At 63.9% G+C, this 19,887-nt stretch carries 21 protein-coding genes; 15 read left to right on the top strand and 6 right to left on the bottom strand.

Annotation, left to right across the window (positions count from 1 at the left end; translation table 11 throughout):
* Window positions 1–49: 49 nt before the first annotated feature.
* Window positions 50–1,384 (bottom strand): deoxyribodipyrimidine photo-lyase, encoded by a 1,335-nt coding sequence (locus tag N0D28_RS10500; RefSeq protein ID WP_260559473.1) that lies wholly within the window; start codon window positions 1,382–1,384, stop codon window positions 50–52.
* A 93-nt stretch (window positions 1,385–1,477) separates the two neighbouring features.
* On the opposite strand from N0D28_RS10500, the gene N0D28_RS10495 reads away from it, so the two are divergent.
* Window positions 1,478–1,912, top strand: a complete 435-nt coding sequence (locus tag N0D28_RS10495) for a hypothetical protein (protein WP_260559472.1) — start codon at window positions 1,478–1,480, stop codon at window positions 1,910–1,912.
* Here N0D28_RS10495 and N0D28_RS15690 read toward each other — a convergent pair.
* The 4 genes from N0D28_RS15690 to N0D28_RS10475 form a co-directional block, all read right to left on the bottom strand.
* On the bottom strand, window positions 1,904–2,221 hold the full coding sequence (locus tag N0D28_RS15690; protein WP_376777619.1) for a histidine phosphatase family protein: 318 nt from the start codon (window positions 2,219–2,221) through the stop codon (window positions 1,904–1,906). The genes N0D28_RS10495 and N0D28_RS15690 overlap by 9 nt on opposite strands.
* Before the next feature lie 28 nt (window positions 2,222–2,249).
* Complete coding sequence (locus N0D28_RS10485) at window positions 2,250–2,414, bottom strand: histidine phosphatase family protein (protein ID WP_260561877.1); 165 nt, start codon at window positions 2,412–2,414, stop codon at window positions 2,250–2,252.
* 76 nt (window positions 2,415–2,490) lie between these two features.
* Window positions 2,491–3,120, bottom strand: coding sequence for a nucleoside deaminase (locus N0D28_RS10480; RefSeq protein ID WP_260559470.1), 630 nt, complete (start codon window positions 3,118–3,120; stop codon window positions 2,491–2,493).
* Window positions 3,117–3,722 (bottom strand): GGDEF domain-containing protein, encoded by a 606-nt coding sequence (locus tag N0D28_RS10475; RefSeq protein ID WP_260559469.1) that lies wholly within the window; start codon window positions 3,720–3,722, stop codon window positions 3,117–3,119. Before N0D28_RS10475 ends, N0D28_RS10480 begins: the two co-directional genes overlap by 4 nt.
* 271 nt (window positions 3,723–3,993) lie before the next feature.
* On the opposite strand from N0D28_RS10475, the gene groES reads away from it, so the two are divergent.
* The 7 genes from groES to N0D28_RS10440 all read left to right on the top strand — a co-directional run bounded on the left by groES (window position 3,994) and on the right by N0D28_RS10440 (window position 11,100).
* On the top strand, window positions 3,994–4,281 hold the full coding sequence (gene groES, locus N0D28_RS10470) for a co-chaperone GroES (RefSeq protein ID WP_260559468.1): 288 nt from the start codon (window positions 3,994–3,996) through the stop codon (window positions 4,279–4,281).
* Window positions 4,282–4,362: 81 nt separating this feature from the next.
* A complete protein-coding gene (gene groL, locus N0D28_RS10465) occupies window positions 4,363–6,012 on the top strand; it encodes a chaperonin GroEL (RefSeq protein WP_260559467.1) in 1,650 nt (549 codons plus the stop codon).
* Window positions 6,013–6,249: 237 nt separating this feature from the next.
* Window positions 6,250–6,771 carry a P-loop nucleotide/nucleoside kinase family protein gene (locus N0D28_RS10460; RefSeq protein WP_260559466.1) on the top strand — a complete coding sequence of 174 codons (522 nt, stop codon included), beginning with the start codon at window positions 6,250–6,252 and terminating at the stop codon, window positions 6,769–6,771.
* A gap of 133 nt (window positions 6,772–6,904) precedes the next feature.
* Window positions 6,905–7,909: a carbon-nitrogen hydrolase family protein gene (locus tag N0D28_RS10455; protein ID WP_260559465.1), complete on the top strand. Its 1,005-nt coding sequence runs from the start codon at window positions 6,905–6,907 to the stop codon at window positions 7,907–7,909.
* Window positions 7,910–7,956: 47 nt separating this feature from the next.
* On the top strand, window positions 7,957–9,888 hold the full coding sequence (locus N0D28_RS10450) for an FUSC family protein (protein WP_260559464.1): 1,932 nt from the start codon (window positions 7,957–7,959) through the stop codon (window positions 9,886–9,888).
* Window positions 9,889–10,107: 219 nt separating this feature from the next.
* Entirely contained in the window at window positions 10,108–10,269 is a 162-nt protein-coding gene (locus N0D28_RS10445; protein ID WP_260559463.1) for a hypothetical protein, read from the top strand.
* A gap of 306 nt (window positions 10,270–10,575) precedes the next feature.
* Window positions 10,576–11,100 (top strand): DinB family protein, encoded by a 525-nt coding sequence (locus N0D28_RS10440; RefSeq protein ID WP_260559462.1) that lies wholly within the window; start codon window positions 10,576–10,578, stop codon window positions 11,098–11,100.
* A 229-nt stretch (window positions 11,101–11,329) separates the two neighbouring features.
* On the opposite strand, the gene N0D28_RS10435 is transcribed toward N0D28_RS10440, so the two are convergent.
* Complete coding sequence (locus tag N0D28_RS10435; protein WP_260559461.1) at window positions 11,330–12,733, bottom strand: tetratricopeptide repeat protein; 1,404 nt, start codon at window positions 12,731–12,733, stop codon at window positions 11,330–11,332.
* A 250-nt stretch (window positions 12,734–12,983) separates the two neighbouring features.
* Between N0D28_RS10435 and ftsH the strand changes: the two genes are divergently transcribed.
* From ftsH to N0D28_RS10400, 7 genes are all read left to right on the top strand, one after another.
* Window positions 12,984–14,846, top strand: coding sequence for an ATP-dependent zinc metalloprotease FtsH (gene ftsH / locus N0D28_RS10430; RefSeq protein WP_260559460.1), 1,863 nt, complete (start codon window positions 12,984–12,986; stop codon window positions 14,844–14,846).
* 106 nt (window positions 14,847–14,952) lie between these two features.
* A complete protein-coding gene (minD, locus tag N0D28_RS10425) occupies window positions 14,953–15,753 on the top strand; it encodes a septum site-determining protein MinD (RefSeq protein WP_260559459.1) in 801 nt (266 codons plus the stop codon).
* Window position 15,754: 1 nt separating this feature from the next.
* Window positions 15,755–16,018, top strand: a complete 264-nt coding sequence (minE, locus tag N0D28_RS10420) for a cell division topological specificity factor MinE (protein WP_260559458.1) — start codon at window positions 15,755–15,757, stop codon at window positions 16,016–16,018.
* Between the two features lie 88 nt (window positions 16,019–16,106).
* Window positions 16,107–16,868 carry a DUF429 domain-containing protein gene (locus N0D28_RS10415; protein WP_260559457.1) on the top strand — a complete coding sequence of 254 codons (762 nt, stop codon included), beginning with the start codon at window positions 16,107–16,109 and terminating at the stop codon, window positions 16,866–16,868.
* A 61-nt stretch (window positions 16,869–16,929) separates the two neighbouring features.
* Entirely contained in the window at window positions 16,930–17,877 is a 948-nt protein-coding gene (locus tag N0D28_RS10410; protein ID WP_260559456.1) for an aldo/keto reductase family protein, read from the top strand.
* Between the two features lie 181 nt (window positions 17,878–18,058).
* On the top strand, window positions 18,059–19,003 hold the full coding sequence (locus N0D28_RS10405; RefSeq protein ID WP_260559455.1) for an ABC transporter ATP-binding protein: 945 nt from the start codon (window positions 18,059–18,061) through the stop codon (window positions 19,001–19,003).
* Complete coding sequence (locus N0D28_RS10400) at window positions 19,000–19,872, top strand: ABC transporter permease (protein WP_260559454.1); 873 nt, start codon at window positions 19,000–19,002, stop codon at window positions 19,870–19,872. Before N0D28_RS10405 ends, N0D28_RS10400 begins: the two co-directional genes overlap by 4 nt.
* Window positions 19,873–19,887 lie beyond the last annotated feature (15 nt).

The raw sequence follows: 19,887 nt of genomic DNA, 5'->3' as shown, positions 1-19,887 counted from the left end.
AAGAGGCGGCTCCTGAGTGGGCCGCCTCTTTATTGTTTGCGCGCTCAGCTCACGCCCACTTTTTTGCGTAGGCGTCGGCGTCGAATTTGCGTTTTAGACCGCTGGCGACCATGTAGCGGACCGTGCCGAAAATGGGTCGGCGTGCCCATGGGCGGTCATGGTTGCCGAAAATCCAGTTGATGCCCGCGTAGCTGTTGGCATTGCGCCCGTCCGTTTCGTACTTGTTGTTGAGGTAGACCAGCACGGCGTAAGCCTCCTGCGGCGTGGCCGACCATTCCAGCACCTTCTTGCCCCAGTACATCCGCAGGTAGTTGTGCATCCGCCCAGTGCGGACCATCTGGTGCTGTGCAGCGTTCCAATAGGAGTCGTGGGTCTGGGCCGCCTCCAGCTCGGCGCGGGTGTACAGGTGTTCGCGCTTATCATCTGCGTGTTCGGCCAGCGTCTTGCGGCACCAGTCGGGCAGGCCAGCGTACTGGTCATACTGCGGGTTGTAGAAGCACAGATTGAAGCTCAGTTCGCGCCGAACGACCAGCTCTTCGGTGAAAGCGTCCAGGCCCGCGCCGCCCGCTTCACGCGCCTGCAAAATGACGTCGATGGGGGAAAGGTGCCCGAAGTGCAGGTAAGCCGAGAGCCTGGATGCGCCGTCCACCAAAGGGTTGTTGCGTCGCTCGTCGTAGTGGCTCAGACCCTCCTTGACGAACCCGCTCAGCCGCGCCTGGGCGTTGTCCTCGCCGCCGCGCTCCTCGCCGGGCGGCACGCTGCGGTCAATGTCCAGTCCTTTCAGGATGTGCTGTGGGTCGCTCGCGTCCACCCCGTCCAGCAGGCCGAGCGACTTCACCTTGACTCTGCGCGGCTCCAGTGGCACCAGAAAGTCGTCCATCCGCTTGTGAATCTTGGGCCGGATGGTGCGGGCGGCCCATTCCAACTTGCCGGAGGTGGTCTCGATGGGCACCACCGCGTCGGTCTCCACCTGGATCAGCGGTATATCTAGGCGCTCGGCCAGCCAGGTACGCCAGCTCCGCGACGGGTCGAGGTAGGCCCGGTCGGTGACGACCAGACTGGCCTGCCTCGCCAACTCCAGCATCACCTCGGGCGGGTGGCCCAGCCGCAGCACGAAGCCGATGCCGCGCCCGTTCAGGTTGCGTTGCACGTCTCTGAGCCCTTCAAGTAAAAACAGATAGCTGCGCTCATTGGCTTCCGGGTAGCCGGGCGTCAGGCCGAAGGCGACGATCAGCGGCAACTTGAGGTCGTTGGCCTGCTCGGCGGCATATTCCAGCGCGTGATTGAAGCGGGTGCGGACCGACGCCTGCATCCAGTAGAGGACATAGTCGCCGCTGCCCGGCTGACCGCCTTTGAGGGTCTGTATCCGCTCATGCTGAATCATATTCTCTGTTTTAGCGGCCCGTCCCGTTGCTGACCGTGCGATTCGGCGCGGTTGCCAGTGGGCCGATTGATAGTGGACCGCTAAACTGCCCATATGAAACGCCTGCTTCTGGCCGTCCTCGCCTGCACCCTCGCCGGTTGCGCTCCGCGCCTGAGCGCCGCGCCGTCTGCCCTCAACTGCACTGGCCTGCGCTCCGGCACGCTGACGGGTGTACCGTTCAAGCTCTCGGCCAATATCGATATGCGTACCAACGAGGTGGCGGGCGTGTTGACTGAGGGCGGCGACAAATCGTTCTGGGTCTACGGGCGGCGCATCGCTGACGGTCCCGACTTCAACCTGATTCTCAGCGTCACCGACCACACCGAGAGCTATGCAGGCGTTGATCTGATTTTCAAGAAGGCGCGGCTGGGCTACTTCTCCAACTCGCAGAGCACCCTGTCGGGCACCCTCAGCGGTGAGAAGTTCATGGGGCGGCAGAAGGCGGGCCTGAACAACTACGCCGTGACGATGGAGTGCCGCTCAAGCTAGGTGCGGCTGCCCCTGCACGCCCAGCACCCCCACCGTGTGGCCCTCCCGCGAGAGGCGCAGGCAGGTGAAGCCGGTGTCGCCAAACTTGGACCATGCACGGCCATTTCCGGTCAGCTCGCGCAGCACCGGGTTAAGAAAGCCGCCGTGCGAGACGACCAGTATGTTTGACACTGGCATGGCGCACAGGTCACGCAGGGCCGTCAGCGCCCGCGCCCTGATCTTGGGCCTGTGACTCGCCGCCGTCAGCAGTAAAAGGGGAGAGGACGTGGCAGAAAGCGCGTGTGGGATAGCGTTTCTCTGCCTCCTCATGTCCCATCCCGGCCAGCGGCCCGTTGTCTCATTCGCGCCAAAAATCACTCACTCGCGGCGTGATATTCAGCGGCCCGCAAACGATCTGCGCCGTCTCACGGGCACGGCTGAGGCTGGAACAGATCATCGTCTGGCAGCCCGGCGGGTGGGTCTGCCAGTACGCGGCCAGCTTCCGCATCTGCGCCCGCCCGATCTCAGTGAGCTTCGAGTCGTAGCGGCCTTCATGGACATTCTCGTCAGTCGGAGCAGAGTCAGGTGAAGGTGGGTGGTCACGCTTGAGTCTCCTGCAAAAGTTGAAGGTAGGCCGCTTTAGCGCTCCAGATCTTCGATACCATTCTCACTGTGTGAAGCCGCTTGGCCACCCGCACCGCGTCCGGCATTGCCGCTTCAAAACGCTCACGAAATGGGCCGCTAAAGTTTCCAGTCTTCAATTCAGACAGCAGATGAAGCACCTGCACCGACAGCGCCAACCCACCTGGCCCCCGCGATACCTTCACCCCCTTGCTCACCATGTACGCATTCTCGGTAAAGAGGGAAGCGCAGCCTGCCCAGGGATCGGCGGCAGCGTAGCTCAGGCGACGCACCTGACCCATGACCAGCGTTCCAGCGCACTGCGGGCAAGGTTCCAGTGTGGTCAGCAGCGTCAGGGCATAGCCCTCCTCGCGGGTAACGTTGGGCAGACTGAGCAGGGCATTGATCTCGGCATGGGCCAGGTCGAACCCTGAAATCACTCCGTCCACCCGCCGCGCCTCCCGCGTGCGGTTGCGCCCTGCTGCCAGCACCTCGCCTGCTTCATTCACGATGGCCCCGCCCACCGGCACATTCCCAGTGCGGTACGCTTCCCAACCCTGTGTCCAGGCGACTTGCCAGCCGGGGGAGAGGTCGGCCCAGATGGTCACAGGGCCCCCCGGTTCTTCTCGATCAGGTCGTCCAGCGCTTCCCGCAGCAAGCTCGCCTCAGTGCGGCCCAGAGCCGAGGCCAATTTGGCGAGGCGCTCCAGCTGGCTTTTGGGATAGTAGTTGCTTTTGAGTACCATCTTGGATTCCACGTAGATGCAGGCCCGCCCCCGCCCTTCACGCTTGGCCCGCAGCAGCGCCTCGTCGGCGGCCCGCTGCAAATCGAAGCTGCTCTCGGCGTGCGCCGGGCGGCCCGCCAGCCCCACCGACAGCCCCAGTGCGCGTGGCCAGTCGCTCTCGCGGTTGATCTGAAAATGCTTGATGATCTCGTCGAAGAGAATCAGGGCTGTCTCGGCGGCGCTTTCCGGCAAAATCACGGCGTACTCGTCGCCGCCCAGCCGGGCCACATGGCTGCCTGCTGGAAGGCTGCCTGACAGCAGGCGCTCGACCTGCCGCAGCACCCGGTCGCCCTCGGCATGACCGAGCAGGTCGTTGAGCTGCTTGAAGTGGTCGAGGTCAACCAGAGCCAGTGTGAGCGGCACCTTGACGAGGTCCTGCATGGTCCTTTCGAACTCGGCGCGGCTCAGAATCGGTGGGCGGGCCATTCGTACCTCCCTGAGATGTATCTGGCATTAACATATATATGTTGTGCATACTTGTCAATCATCGGTATATGCCTACCTTAAGGCCCACGCAGCCGTAACTTGAGCGTTTCTCACTCAGATTCTCGCACTCTCGGGGTTGACACTTGGCTGAGTCCGGTGCTAAGGTCTGCACTGTCGGATGGGCGCTGGGACGGTAAAAATTGTGAGTCTTACCTCAAGACCACTGCCGCCTCTCCCGCGCTGCACATCACATCAACTTATGGAGGAACACATGCTGAAACCTTTAGGCGACCGAGTTCTCGTGGAAGTTATCGAAGAAACCGAGCAGAAGACCGCTGGTGGCCTGTTCGTGCCGGATACCGCCAAGCAGAAAAGCCAGCGCGGCAAAGTCATCGCGGTGGGCAGCGGCAAGACGCTCGACAACGGCACCAAAGTTCCTGTTGAAGTCTCAGTGGGCGACACGGTTCACTTTGCCAAGTACGGCGGTACCGAGGTCACGCTGGCAGGCAAAGAGTACAGTCTTTTCGCCGAGCGTGACTTGCTTGCCATTGAAAACTGAGCAGGCCTGTCCCGACTTATTACCGCTGAATAATCCAAACTTTGCCGACATCTCCACCGTTTTCTGAAGGAGTAACACAACATGGCCAAACAACTGATTTTTGATGAATCTGCCCGTCGCAGCTTAGAGCGTGGCGTCAATGCCGTCGCCAACGCCGTCAAAGTGACCCTTGGGCCCCGTGGCCGCAACGTGGTCATCGAGAAGAAATTCGGCAGCCCCACGATCACCAAGGACGGCGTGACCGTCGCCAAGGAAATCGAGCTGGAAGACAAGCTCGAGAACATCGGCGCTCAGCTGCTCAAGGAAGTCGCCAGCAAGACCAACGACATCACGGGCGACGGCACCACCACCGCCACCGTGCTGGGCCAGGCCATCGTCAAGGAAGGTCTGCGCAACGTGGCCGCCGGTGCCAACCCGCTGGCCCTCAAGCGCGGCATTGATAAAGCCGTTGCTGTGGCCATTGAAGAGATCAAGAAGCTGGCCGTGCCGATTGAAGACTCCGAGGCCATCAAGAAAGTCGCGGGCATCAGCGCCAACGACGAAACTGTCGGCCAGGAAATCGCCAACGCGATGGACAAGGTCGGCAAGGAAGGCGTCATCACCATCGAAGAGAGCAAGGGCTTCGACACCGAAGTGGACGTCGTCGAGGGTATGCAGTTCGATAAGGGCTTCATCAACCCCTACTTCGTGACCAATGCCGAGAAGATGGAAGCGGTCCTGGAAGACCCCTACATCCTGATCAACGAGAAGAAGATCAGCAACCTCAAGGACCTGCTGCCGGTGCTGGAGAAAGTTGCCCAGACGGGTCGCCCGCTGCTGATCATCGCTGAAGACGTGGAAGGCGAGGCGCTCGCCACCCTGGTCGTCAACAAGTTGCGCGGCACGCTGAACATCGCTGCCGTCAAGGCCCCCGGCTTTGGGGACCGCCGTAAGGAAATGCTGCGTGACATCGCCGCCGTGACCGGTGGGCAGCTCGTGACCGAAGACCTCGGCTACAAGCTGGAGAACACCACCCTGGAGATGCTGGGCAGCGCCAAGCGCGTCCGCATTACCAAGGACGAGACCACCATCATCGACGGTTCGGGCGACCAGAGCGAGATCGAGGCCCGCGTCAACGCCATCAAGGGCGAGCTGGAAGGCACCGACAGCGACTATGCCCGCGAGAAGCTTCAGGAGCGCCTCGCCAAACTGTCCGGCGGCGTGGCCGTGATCCGGGTTGGGGCCGCCACCGAGACCGAACTCAAGGAAAAGAAGCACCGCTACGAGGACGCCCTCTCCACTGCCCGCTCGGCTGTGGAAGAAGGCATCGTGGCTGGCGGCGGCACCACCCTGCTGCGCGTGATTCCTGCGGTTCGTAAGGCTGCCGAGAGCCTGATCGGCGACGAGGCCACCGGCGCGCGTATCCTGATCCGCGCCCTGGAAGAACCCGCCCGCCAGATCGCCATCAATGCGGGCGAGGAAGGCAGCGTCATCGTCAACGCCGTCATCAACAGCGACAAGCCCCGCTACGGCTTCAACGCTGCGACGGGCGAGTACGTGGACGACATGGTGGCTGCTGGCATCGTTGACCCGGCCAAGGTCACCCGCACCGCCCTCCAGAACGCGGCCAGCATCGGCGCGCTGATCCTGACCACCGAGGCCATCGTGGCCGACAAGCCCGATAAGCCCCAGCAGGGCGGCCAGGGTGGCGGCGGCATGGGCGGCGGCGACATGGGCGGCATGGACTTCTAAGCACAAACAAACCCAACCGTTTGGAGGAGTCGGAGGCGAAAGCTTCCGGCTCTTTTTTGGTCTGATACTGATTCCTCTTAATTTCAGTACACCCCGTAAAAAGCGCGGGATGCACTTTCATAACGCAGAACCAGTATCTTTTCCTCCTCCCGTTGGTCGGATTAGATCGTGTCCAGCACACAGACGCTGAACACGATCTAATCGGAATCCGCATCAGTCACGCTTACACTGGGTTTGATGCTCATTGTTTTCAGCGGCCTGCCTGGGACCGGAAAATCTACGCTGGCCCGTCAGCTTGCACGAAAACTCAAATCAACTTATCTTCGTCTGGATACGTTGGAAGCTGTTCTCCTCAGTGCAGGTTTTCAGGCGACGGTGGAAGGCTACACGGCTCTTTACAATCTCGCCGAAGACAACCTGCGGCTGGGTCAGACGGTGGTGGTGGACTGTGTCAATCCCCTGCTTGTGACGCGTGAAACGTGGCATGAAGTGGCGCGGCGCTGCTCGAGTCGGTGCGTGGACATTGAAATTATCTGCTCGGACAGGGCTGAACATCAGCGGCGGGTCGAGACGCGGCGGGAGGACGAAACCACCCACGCCGGAGAGTGGAGGCCGCCCACCTGGCCGGGCGTTCAGGCCAGCGATTACCAGCCCTGGACGACGCCACACTTACGGCTGGATACAGCACAGGGGACGCCGCAGGAGAATGTTGAGGCGCTGACTCAGTTGTCCGGAATGCACGGGGTTTTTGAGCGCTGAGGCTCGGCAGTCTGTAACCCGGCTGCACTCACGGTGTCTCGACCTGCCCCAGCAGATGCCCAAGCGCTCCACCACAGCGACTGAGTTTATGCCTGGAGCGGCAGTGCTCAAGTCATCCTTTACAGTGGAGCCAATGAAAACTGAACCTGCTCCTCAGTCGCCCGATCAACTCAAGGTCGGCTTGGTGCAGATGGCTCCGGTATGGCTCGACCGCGTGGCGACACTGCAAAAAGTTGAAGGCTTTATCGAGGAAGCGGCGTTCAGTGGCTGTCAGCTTGTCGTGTTCGGTGAAGCGCTGGTGCCAGGCTACCCGTTCTGGCTAGAACTCACGGGCGGCGCAAAGTTTAACGATCCGGCCCAGAAGCGGATGTATGCCCACTACCTCAATCAAGGCGTGACCATCGAGCGCGGCGACCTCGCTGGGGTGTGCCGGTTGGCGGCCCAGCACCAGTTGGCGGTGTATCTGGGCATCATGGAGCGTGCGCCCGACCGGGGCGGCCACAGCCTGTACTGCTCGCTGGTTTACGTTAACGAGCGCGGCAAGGTCGCTTCAGTTCACCGCAAAACCCAGCCCACCTACGAGGAGCGCCTGGTCTGGGCGACGGGCGACGGCCACGGCCTGCGGGTGCATCCGCTGAGAGCTTTCCAGGTCGGCGGCCTCAACTGCTACGAAAACTGGGTGCCGCTGCTGCGAACGGCGCTCTACGCCCAGGGGTCTGATCTGCACGTGGCGGTCTGGCCGGGTGGAATGCACAACACGCCCGACATCACCCGCTTTATCGCCTTGGAAAGCCGCTCGTATGTGGTGTCGGTCAGCGGCCTGCTGCGCCCCGAAGACATTCCAGCGGGCACGCCGTTTCAGCGGGAACTGCTAGCCACACACCGTCCCTTTTTTGGCAATGGAGGCAGCGCTGTCGCCGCGCCGGACGGCAGCTGGCTGCTGGAGCCGGTGGCTGAGCAGGAGGGCCTTTTTGTCGTCACCCTCGACCACGCCCGTGTGCGTGAGGAGCGCCAGAACTTCGACCCCGCCGGACATTATGGCCGCCCGGACGTGGCCCAACTGCGGGTCAACCGGGCCCGTCAGGCCATCGCCCGCTTCGACGACACTGACGATGACGATACAGAAACCCATCCTTAAGGTTTCACAAGTCCAGCCACGCGCCGCTGGCGTGCCAGAGTGTATCCATGCGCCGCCGAACGCTGCTGTTTCGTACCGCTTTCGCCTTCGCGCCTGAGAAATGGCGGCCCGGCACGGCGACGCGCTGCGCCCTGGGGGTGGCGATTCCAATCGGGCTGGCCTCGCTGACCGGGCACGCCGCCTGGGGCATTCTGGCGTCCATCGGAGCGCTCAACGCTGGGCTGGCCTCGTTCAGTGGGGTCTACCGCAGTCGCCTGCGCCTCATGCTGAGTGCCAGCGCCGTGATGGGCGCGGTCACGTTGCTGGCCCTGCTGCTTGGCCCGTACCTCTGGCTGCTGGTACTGGCCGTCACGCTGCTGAGTTTCGGGCTGGCGGTTTACGGGGCGTCCAATGCGGCGGCCACCACCATCGGTATTCAGGGCACCATGATTTTCATCGTGCTCTCGGGGCTGAACCTGCCTCCCGCGCTGGCCCTGCCCGGCGGCCTGCTGGTGCTGTCGGGCGGGCTGCTCCAGACCGTGCTACTCGGCGTGATCTGGCCGCTGAGTCCGCGTCATCCCGAGCGGCAGGCGGTGGCGCGGGTTTACCGCCAACTCTCGGCGCTGATCGCCCGTTTGCCGCAGCCGGGCGATCAGTTGGCCGACCCCGCCGCCTTTCAGGATGCCTGGACGGTGCTGGACCAGGCCCGCCAACTGGCCTGGCGCAGCGAGCATGCCGAGTTGCGCCGCTCGCTGCGGGTGGCCGAGGGCCTGCGGGCCGCGCTGGTCGGTTACGCCCGTGCGGACTGGACAGCGCGTCAACGTGGCCCGGCAGCGAGCCGGGCGGCCCAGCAGATGAGCCAGGCGCTGCTGACGGCCCTGCGGGCGCTGGAAAACGGGCTGGTTCACGGTCAACCCCACCTGACGCTGGAGGCCCGCGCCGCGCTGAACGCCACTTTGCAGCGTCTGGTTCCAACTGGCGAACCTGACCTCAATGAATGGGCCAGCTTGGTGGTGCGGCTGCTGACTGATCTGGCTGCCGAAGATTCAGATGAACCAGCCATTGCTGGGCCAACCGCCCCCGGTCGACCGCCCGCCCAGCCCGAAAGCGCGCTGGCCCAGTGGTGGCGCAGCGCCTCGCCGCGCGGCAGCCTGGGCCGTCACGCCCTCAAATATGCCCTGACGCTGGGTCTGGTAACGCTGCTGACCCGGCTGTTCAGTGTGCCGCACGGCTACTGGCTGGCCCTGACGGTGGGCGTGGTGCTGCGCCAGGATTACCTCAGCACCCTGACGCGGGGGCTGGCCCGTTTCGGCGGCACGCTGGCGGGAGTGCTGCTGGCCTCGCTGCTCATCTGGGCACTGCATCCTGGCCCGGTAGCGTTGGGACTGCTCAGCCTGGGCGCGGCCTGGCTGGTGTACGCGCTGTTTCCCACCAGTTATGCGGCCTTTTCGGCAGCCATCACGCTGTATGTGGTGTTCTCGGTGTCGGCCTCGGGCCTGCCGGAGCGTCTGGTCGTCGAGCAGCGCATCTCACTGACCCTGCTGGGCGGGCTGGTCGCGCTGGCGGTGTATCTGCTGTGGCCCGAGTGGCCCTCGGCGCAGTTACGGGGAGCCCTGCAGCGGGCCGCCGAGGCGCAGCAGCGCTATGTTCAGGCGGTGGCGGTTTTCCGGCGTGGCGGCGATCCCGAGCAGGCCAGCACCGAGCGCCGCGCCGCCCGTGCCCTGCGGCTTCAGGCCGAGCAACTGGCCCAGGCCGCCCGATTGGAGCCGCCCTGGGGCCATGCCCGCAGTGATCTGACGCCCGCCGAGGCGGACACCGCCCTGATGCAGCTCCACGCCAACGCGGCGCTGAGCCTCTCGCTGCACGCCCGCAGTCTGCTCCCGGCGAACACGGAGGTGGCTGACCGTTCGGCAGATCAGCGTTCGCAGATGGAGCAGGAACTGGCTGAAGCCGCGCAGGCTGCCGAGCGGCTGGGCCGTCAGCTCGGCGGTGCTCCATAACCTCAGCTCAGGTTTGACGCCGTGCTGAGGTCAAATCACAAGATTTGCTCAACCTGGCCGTGCGCCGAACATATGGTTCCCGATTAGCGCTTCCGGCAGATGGGCAGTGCCGCTCCCGACGCCAGCAAGTTTCACACCTTCGACGCTCTCAAAAATCTGCAGTTCCGTGTGCTATGGCTGGCTTTGCTTCTCTCTGTTGTCGGCACCTGAAGGCAGATCGTGACCCTTACATCGGCGCTACTGGGCATCCTGACCCTGACCCAGCATATCGGTGTGTGGAGCATCATCGCCCTGTCGGTGGTCTCCAGCGCGGTGCTGAGCATTGATCAGCCCACAGGCGGGGCGCTGGTGCCGCTGCGCTGGTGCCCAGGGAACTTCTGACCAACGCGGTGGCGCTGCAAGCGGTGGCCTGGCCTTCAGCTCGGCGGCCATCGGCCCGGCTGGGCACGCGCTCGAAGCTGCCTGAACTCTAAATATCTCCTTGTAAGGCTTTGGCTCTACCGAGCGGAGCAAGCGAGGAAGAAAGTACGTCATTGCTCCCATTTCGGGCTTCCACGAAAAGCGCTCCGTCCCTATCGTCGTGAACGGACTATCGTCATGGGCAGCACCTGTAGAGGGCCATTCCTCCCCTTGAGGACGCTACTCCTGCACTCTCGTCAGGACGTACTTGGCTTGCTAGACTGCTCCATGATTTCCCCTGCTGACCGCTTTCCCATCGGCCCGCTGCCCCAGCTTCCCGCTGCTGAGCGCGTGCCCGCCACCCTGGAGCACTTCGCCGTCTCGCTGGAACAATCAGTGGCTGACTGGCGCGGTCTGGTGGGTGCCCGCACCACTTCCGAACTGGCCCGGACCTACCGCGAGGGAAGCTGGAACGTGCGCCAGCTCGCCCACCACGCCGCCGAGGCGCACCTGCACGGCCTGAGCCGCTTGAAAGGCGGTCTGACGCAGGACGAATACATCATTCAGCCGTTCGATCAGGACGCCGCCATCCTGCTGCCTGATACGGGTTTGCCGGTGGCGGCGGCCCTGGAACTGCTGGAGAGCCTCAATCTGCGCTGGCTGGCCCTGCTGCGCGGCGTGGAGAGCGCCCAGTTCGCCCGCGAGATCGTTCACCCTGTAGAGGGGCGGCAGGATCTGTGGCAGCTCGTGACCAAGCACGACTGGCACCTGCGGCATCATCTGGCGCAGGCACGGCTGGCCCTGAAAGCGTAAGCGGAATTTCTATCCGTACCGTGCTCGGCTGTCTGGCTCCGCTGCCGTGCGTGGGACTGGGAACGATGCTGTTGCCCCGTGTCCGGGCACAGGGCAACACCCTGGGGGGCTGGTCTTGATCTTCGGGGTGCTGCTGGCGCTGAATTTTGTCGATCCGTCGCCCCGTGCTTCTCACTGATCTGGGCAATCTGAAGCCTGACAGGCTGAACGAACCTGTCTGCGACCCCACTCAGTTCAGCGTTCTCCCTTTTCCCGCGCCCATCAGCGTCTCGGCTTTGCTGAGGTGGTCTTGCAAGGTGCCGTGCCAGTCGTCGCTGGCCTCGGTATGCTCTAAGGCTTGCTGGGCGTGGGCGTAGGCTGCCGCTGGGTCGGGAAAGCCCTGCTGGGCCATCACGTCGGCGGCCATCTGGTGCCCGGTGATCCAGTCGCGGCTGCCGGGAGCAGCCTCACGGACGACCCGCTGGTAGTGCTCCAGGGCGTCGTCGAGGTGGTAGTAGTCGAGCGCCACGCTGCCCAGCACCAGGCTGGCCGGAATGGTCGCGCCCTGGGCGAGCGCCTGCTCGGCTTCCTGCTGGGCTTCCGGCAATCGGCCCAGGCGGTAGTCGCACTCGGCCACGTCGGCCAGCACCTCGGCCAGAAACGGATAATCCGCCGTGCCCAGCACCGCTTCAAGCTTCTCGCGGGCGTCCACCGGGCGGTCGAGGTCGAGCAGGGCCACACCGAGTTCGTGCAGGGCGTAGGGCCGGTCCTCGTCCTCAGCGTGCGTCAGCGCCTGCTCGAAGAGAGGCAGGGCTTCTTCCGGCTGGCCCCGGCTGGTCAGAATCTGGCCCCATACCAGTGCCACGCCGTAGCTGGCCTCATTCTGTGAGGCTTCCAGTCGGGCGGCTTCCTGAATGCTGGCGAGGGCCGCGTCCAGCTCGTTCTGGTGCATCTCGAACTGGGCTTGGAGGTAATGCCAGCTGGCCAGGTGCAACGTGTCTTCTTCCGGCAGCGGTTTGCGGTAGAGGGGCCTGGCGCGCTCCAGCGCCGCGCCTGCCTCATCGGTGCGGCCCAGTTGCAGCAGCAGGGCGGCCTGTTCCTGCCACATCACCGCTTTGTTGACGCCCAGGGCCAGGTGCGCCGCCTCGCCGTAGAGGGCGACGGCGTCCTCGCTGTGGCCGAGCTGCTCCTCGGCGTCGGCCTGCCAGCTTCGCAGCCGCCATCTCAGGTGAACGGGCAACTCCGGCGCAGGCGGCGCGACCTGTAAGGCGGCTTCCGGCTGCTCGCCCAGGCTCAGGGCGCAGGCGGCGTGGTAGCGGGTCAGGGCGTCGAGTGCGTGCTGGGCTTCCGGGCGCGGCGGCTGGGCGTCGGGGCCGCGCGTGCGGGCATCGAGTTCGGCGCTGAGGGCCAGGTACAGTGGGTCGGCCCGCAGCGAGGCGTCGAAGGTGCGCGCCTCGGTCAGCCCCCGGCGCATGTCCTCACTGCCCGAGTCGCCGTACAAACTGCTCAGGCTCACCAGATACAGCGCCAAGCGGGCGCGGGCCGGGCGCGCGGCTTCGGTGTAGGCCGCTTCCAGAATCTGGTAGGCAGCGTCGTAGTCGTCACTGGACAGCGCTTCGCAGGCTTGCTGCCAGGTGAGGGCGGGATCAATCATTCTGCCCAGCATACCCTGAGTGCCCAGGATCGGCGTGGGAAGCAGTGCGGGCTGCTCCAGCGCAGGATGTGAGAATCTCAAGGCCCGGTTAAAGGAGTCCTCAGTGCTGAGCGGGACGAAGCGTACATACCTCCATCTTGAGTCTGATACACTCAGATTCAATGGGTGCGCCCCTTGCAGATGATGCCTTCGTCTCGTTCAGGTTAACGTGTCCCACACACCCTTTTCGTTCTTTTTTGGAGGAAGTGCCTTGAAGCGTTTAAATCCGTGGCTGATCTTGCTGTTCGTGGTGGCCCTGTACCTGATGTTCACCAACGCGCCCATTGGGGGCCGCGCCACAGTGGACTACAGCACCTTCAAAACCCTGCTAAGCCAGGGACAGGTGCAGCAGGTCGTCTCGACGGGCGACGTGGCCAACGTCACCCTCAAAAACCCGGCTCAGGTGCCTGCCAACACCGCCAGCGGCACCCAGAGCGTCAAGGAGTTTCAGGTGCGGCTGCCCAACTCCTCCGCCACCCCCGACACCGAGTTGACGGCGCAGCTGCAAAAGCAAAACGTCAACTACAGCTACGCCGCGCCCAGCCAGTGGCTGAGCCTGCTGGCCACCTTCCTGCCGATCCTGCTGCTGTTCGGCATGATGTACTTCTTCTTCATGCGTGCCCAGGGCGGCCAGAACGGCGTGATGCAGTTCGGGCAGAGCAAGGCCAAGCGCTACGGCAAGGAAAACAAGGTCAGCACCAAGTTTACCGACGTGGCCGGACACGAGGAAGCCAAGCGCGAACTCATCGAGGTCGTGGACTTCCTGAAGAACCCCGGCAAGTACCACCAGATCGGCGCGGAGATTCCCAAGGGCGTGCTGCTGGTCGGCCCTCCCGGCACTGGCAAGACCCTGCTGGCCCGCGCCGTCTCCGGCGAGGCCGAGGTGCCGTTTTTCTCGGTGAGCGCGTCCGAATTCATGGAGATGTTTGTGGGCGTGGGCGCGAGCCGCGTGCGGACCCTGTTCGAGGACGCCCGCAAGAGTGCTCCGGCCATCATCTTCATCGACGAGATCGACTCCATCGGCCGCAAGCGCGGTGCGGGCATCGGCGGCGGCCACGACGAGCGTGAGCAGACCCTCAACCAGATTCTTTCTGAGATGGACGGCTTCGAGAAGAACGCCTCGGTGATCGTGCTGGGGGCCACCAACCGCCCCGACGTGCTCGACTCGGCGCTGCTGCGCCCCGGACGCTTCGACCGTCAGGTGACGATTGATCTTCCCAACCTCAAAGAGCGTCAGGCTATCCTCAAGGTCCACATGCGCAACAAGCCGCTGTCCGGCGGCGTGGACGTGGAAGAGATTGCCAAGAGCACCCCGTACTTCTCCGGCGCGGACCTCAAGAACGTGGTCAACGAGGCGGCCCTGGAAGCGGCCCGCATTGCCAAGACCCAGATCGACATGAGTGACTTTTACCGGGCGCTCGACAAGATCACCCTGGGCCTGGAAAACTCCTCACTCACCATCAGCGACGCTGAGAAGAAAGCGATTGCCTACCACGAGGCTGGGCACGCCGTGACCGCCGCCGTGATTCCGGGGTCTGATAAATTGCAGAAAGTCAGCATCATCCCGCGTGGCCGGGCGCTGGGCGCAGCGTTTTACCTGCCGGAAGAGCAGGTGCTGATGAGCAAGGAGCGGCTGGAAAATCAGCTGGTCGTGGCGCTGGGTGGCCGCGCTGCCGAGGAAGTCTTCATGGGCAGCGTGACCTCGGGGGCTGCCGACGACTTCCGCAAGAGCACCAACATCGCCCGGCGGATGGTACTGGAGTGGGGCATGGGCGAGAACTTCAAGAACATGGCGCTTACCACCGATTCCGGCCCGGTGTTTCTGGGCGAGGACATGGCCAAGCCCAAGGCCTTCTCCGAGCACACCTCGCAACTGGTCGACGAGGATATCAAGCGCATCTTGCAGGCCGCCTATGAGCGCAGCCGGCAGATTGTCAGCGAGTACGCCCAGGCGATGCACGACGTGGCGTCCGAATTGCTCAGCAAGGAACTCATCACCGGCGACGTGGTGCGTGAGGCGGTGGCCCGCGTCAATCCCGATCTCAGAGCGCCGGTGTCGCTCGGCAAGAACTGATCCTTTCTCCTCCTGACTGGCCCCGCCATCACCGGCTGGGGTCAGTTTTTTGTGGCCCTTGCCGGGTGGGCTACCGTTTTCGCCCCCAGGCGGTAGACTGCCCAGAATGAATGCCAAGGTAATTGTGGTGACAAGTGGTAAGGGTGGGGTCGGGAAGACCACCACCACTGCCAATATCGGTGTCGGGCTGGCCAAGCTCGGGGAAAAAGTGGCCGTGATCGATGTGGACGTGGGCCTGCGCAATCTCGACGTGGTGATGGGTTTGGAGAGCCGGGTGGTCTTCGACCTGATTGACGTGATCGAGGGCAAGTGCCGTCTTCAGCAAGCACTGATCCGCGACAAACGCGTCGAGAACCTGTATCTGCTTCCCGCCTCGCAGACCCGTGACAAGGACTCGCTCGACCCCGAGGTGTTCAAGGCGGCGGTCAAGCAACTCATCGAGGAAGAGCAGTTTGACCGGGTACTGATCGACTCGCCCGCCGGAATCGAGTCGGGCTTCAGAACGGCGGTGGCCCCGGCCCAGGGTGCCCTGGTGGTCGTCAATCCGGAAGTGTCGAGCGTGCGCGACGCCGACCGCATCATCGGTCTCCTTGAAGCCCAGCAGATCAGCGAGATCAACCTGGTCATCAACCGCCTGCGGCCCAAGATGGTCGCCAGCGGCAACATGCTCTCCGAGGCCGATGTGCTGGAGATTCTGGGTGTCAAGCCGATCGGCATTATTCCTGAGGACGAGGGCATCCTGGTATCCACCAACATCGGAGAACCGGCGGTACTGGGTCAGTCGGTGGCCGGGCAAGCCTTCATGGCCACCGCACGGCGGTTGCGCGGCGAGGACCTGGCGTTCCCCAAACTGGAGGAAGACCGGGGATTCATGGCTGTGCTGCGCCGACTGTTTGGGGGGAAGTGAGATGGCTTCTATTTTTGAGCGCTTGGGCTTTAACCGCAAGGGCAGCAAGGACACCCTCAAGGACCGCCTGGAACTCGTGCTTGCCTACGACCGGGCCAAGATCGCGCCGGGCAAAGTGGACGCCCTGAGGCAAGACCTTCTCGAAGTGGTCAGGAAGTACTTCCCCACCGAGGGCAGCAATATCGAGGTCGAGCAGCGCGGCGACACCATCATGCTGGTCGCCCACATTCCGCTGGAGAAGGAAGGCGGGCCGGGCAAACGCTGAACGTCTCAGTCCGTTCGGAAGCCGTTCCTGTGGGAGCGGCTTTTTTCGTTGGTCCCCTCCGATCATATGGCGGCGTGAGAGCGGCTCCGTGAAGTTGATCGGCCTCGATCTGGCCTGGTCGGCCCGCAACCCCAGCGGTGTGGCAGTGCTGGAAGGCAACCGGGACGGCGCTCGGTTGACGTTCTCCGGTGTGCTGGGTGATGACGCCGGGCTTCTGGCTTTTCTGGACAGCCAGCTCTGCGGCCCCAGTATCGTCGCCATCGATGCGCCGTTGAGCGTGCCCAACCTGACGGGCCAGCGCCCCGCCGAGGCGCAACTGGCCGCCGTCTTCGGGCGGTTCCAGGCAGGCGCACACCCGGCCAACCGGACCCTGCTGGGCCGCTACAACGGTGGCGTGCTGCGTGGCGAGTGGCTCAGAGCGGCCCTGGAAGAACGCGGTTTCGCTGATGACCCACATCACCTGGCCGACCCCGACGTAAGGGCAATGGTCGAGGTCTACCCTCACGCGGCGATGGTGGCGCTGTTCGGGCTGGGCCGGACCCTCAAGTACAAACAGAAGGGCCAGGGCCGGGAAGCGCTGGACGCGGCCTGGGCCGAGTATCACCGCCATCTGGCGAATCTGGAGCAAGCTGGGCCGCCGTTGACCGGCCTGGAAGTGTTGCTGGCCGCCGATCCGTCTACCCTCAAAGGCAGGGTACTCAAGAGTCACGAGGACGAGGCCGACGCGGTCATGTGCGCTTACACTGCTCTCTACGCCCACTGTTTTCCAGAAAGGTGCGAGGTGTTCGGTAGCGTGGGGGAAGGCTACATCCTGACGCCGACGCTGCCGCAGCGCTGGAAACGGGTCTGAGCCTTAACCTTGCCTTATTGCCTCAAACCTGCCCAGTGCTTTAAGAGTTAAAGTAGCAGTCATGGAATATCGCAATTTGGGCAGGAGTGGTCTGAAGGTCTCAGAAGTCGCGCTGGGAGGTTGGGAGACCTACGGCGTCAACGTCAACGAAAACCAGATGGTGCGCGACATCGTCATGAAGGCCTACGAGGAAGGCGTCAACTACTTCGACGAGGCCGACATCTACGCGCGCGGCAAGTCCGAGGAGCTGATGGGCGCGGTGCTGGGCGAGTTGCCCCGCCAGAATCTGGTGATCGCCTCCAAGGTCTTCTGGCCGATGAGCGACAACGTCAATGACCGGGGTTTGTCGCGCAAGCACGTGCTGGAGAGCATTCGCGGCACCTTGAAGCGTCTGGGCACCGATTACCTCGACATCTACTTCGCCCACCGCTACGACCCCGAAGTGCCGATGGAAGAAATCGTGATGGCCTTCGACCAGATCATCCGTAACGGGCAGTCGCTCTACTGGGGCACCAGCATGTGGCCTGCCGCGCGAATCGCCCAGGCCGTCGAGTTTGCCAGGGCCAACGGCCTGCACGCCCCGGTGGTCGAGCAGCCTGAATACAGCATGATCCGCCGCGAGCGGGTGGAGGGCGAGATCTTGCCGTACACCGAGTCGGCGGGCGTGGGCCTGGTCGTCTGGAGTCCGCTGGCGATGGGCCTGCTGACCGGCAAGTACGACGACGGCAAACCCGCCGGAGCGCGCCTCACGGAGAAGGAAAACTGGGGCAAGTCGATCCTGACCGACGAGAACGTGCAGAAGGTCCGCGACCTCAGGCCGGTGGCCGACGATCTGGGTCTGACCCGGGCCCAGCTCGCCCTGGCCTGGATTCTGCGCCAGAAGGGCGTCAGCAGCGTGATCACCGGAGCCACCAAGGTCAGTCAGATCGAGGACACGGTGAAGGCGGCAGGCGTCAACCTGAGTGAAGAAGTGGTGGGCCGCATCGAGGACATTCTCTCGCCTCGCTAAGACGGATAGAAACGTTCGCTGGGGGCCTTGTGCCCCTTTTTTGCTGCCTCACCGGCATCAACCGCAAGCCAACAGACAGCCCCGCTCATAGGCGGGCGCTACCTTTTGGTGGACGCTCTCATGAAGGGCTGGTGCCAAGCTGGCCAGGTACCGGGCCGCAAAGAGAACGATAAAGGAAGACATGACTCTAGCTATTCAGACCCAACACCTCCGTAAAGAATACAAAGGCCGCGCCGTCGTTCAGGGTCTCGACCTCGAAGTGGGGGAGGGCGAGGTGTTCGGCTTCCTCGGCCCCAACGGCGCGGGCAAATCCACCACCGTCAAGATGCTGCTGGGCCTGGTGCGCCCGACGTCCGGCAGCGTCAAGGTGCTGGGCGGCTCGCCCGACGACCCCGCTGTGCGCGCCCGCCTCGGCTTTTTGCCGGAGCAGTTCCGCTTCCAGACCTGGATGACGGCCCACGAGTTTCTGAACTTTCATGGCCAGCTCGCGGGCCTCAAGGCTGAAGAACTCAGAACCCGTATTCCTGCCGTGCTGAAGCGGGTCGGGCTGGACGGACGCGGCAACGAGGCGCTGGGCGGCTACAGCAAGGGGATGCTCCAGCGGGCTGGCCTGGCCGGAGCGATTCTGGCCCACCCCCGGCTGGTCTTTCTCGACGAGCCGACCTCGGCGCTCGATCCGGTGGGCCGGGTGGAGGTGCGCGAGATCATTCAGGAATTGCGCCGCGAGGGCGTCACGGTGTTTCTCAACTCGCACCTGCTCAGCGAGGTCGAGCAGGTCTCGGACCGGGTGGCCTTCGTCAAGGCGGGCGAGGTGGTGCGCGCCGGGACCCTGAACGAGTTGCTGGGCGGCGCGCTGCCGGTGATGATCAAGGTGGACCGCTTCACGCCGGACCTGCTGGCTGACTTGGGACGCCTCGGCCATCTGGAGCAGCAGGGCGCGCAGCAGGTCAGTGTGACTGTCAGTGGGGAAGAGGCGATTCCCGCTCTGGCAAACGCCGTATCCGCGTCTGGGGTACAGCTCTACGCCCTGACGCCGCAGCGACACGATCTCGAAGACCTGTTTCTGGAACTGGTGGGTACAAGCGGCGATACCGGGCAGTCGGCTCTCACGGGACGGGTCGCGTGAGCAACGTCCTCTTGATGGCCCGGCTCTCGCTGAGTGAAGCGCTGCGCAAGAAACTGATTGTGGTGCTGCTGGTGCTCACCGCCGCATTCCTCGGCTTTTACCTCTACGGCGTATTGCGGCTGGAGCAGAATCTGACCGAGCGCGCCGCCGACGCGGGGCTGAGTGCTGGCCCGCGTCGGGGCCTCGGGGCGCTGCCGGTGGTGTACTCCGGCGTCTTTGGCATGTATCTGGTCTACTTTCTCGGCTCACTGATGGCGGTGCTGTCCACAGTGGCCTCGGTCAGCGGCGACATCGAGAGCGGGGTGATGCAGTCGGTGATTGCCCGTCCGGTGACCCGCGCTCAGGTGGTGCTGGGGCGCTGGCTCGGCTTTACGGGCATGAACGTGCTGTACGTCTTGCTGGTGTCGGTGGCACTGTTGACCGGGCTTTACCTGATCACCGGCTACCTGCCGCCCGCACCCGCCGCAGCGGTGGCCCAGATCCTGCTGGGCATCGTGCTGATCACCAGCCTGACGGTGCTGGGCAGCACGCTGTTTGCCACCCTCGCCAACGGCATTGCGGTGTTTGTCCTCTACGGTCTCGGCTCGGCGGGCGGCATCCTCAAATCTATCGGGGCGCTCGCCAACTCGCCGACAATGGAAAGCCTCGGCAATGCTGCCAACATCGTGATGCCCACCAACGCCCTGTGGCTGGGGGCCAGTTACAACCTCCAGACCGAGGGCGCACTGCAACTCGCCCAGGTGGCGCGCGGAGCCAATCCGTTCGCTTCCACCACCCCGATTGAGCCGGGCATCCTGATCTGGGCCGCTGTCTACACGGCGCTGGCGGTGCTGTTGGCGATGTGGCGCTTCTCGCGGCGTGATCTGTAAGAGGGACTGTTGAGT

The organism is Deinococcus rubellus (assembly GCF_025244745.1).
GTDB classification, from domain to species: domain Bacteria; phylum Deinococcota; class Deinococci; order Deinococcales; family Deinococcaceae; genus Deinococcus; species Deinococcus rubellus.
The sequence above is the reverse complement of the archived record's forward strand: the minus strand, read 5'-3'. Positions and strand labels throughout refer to the sequence as shown.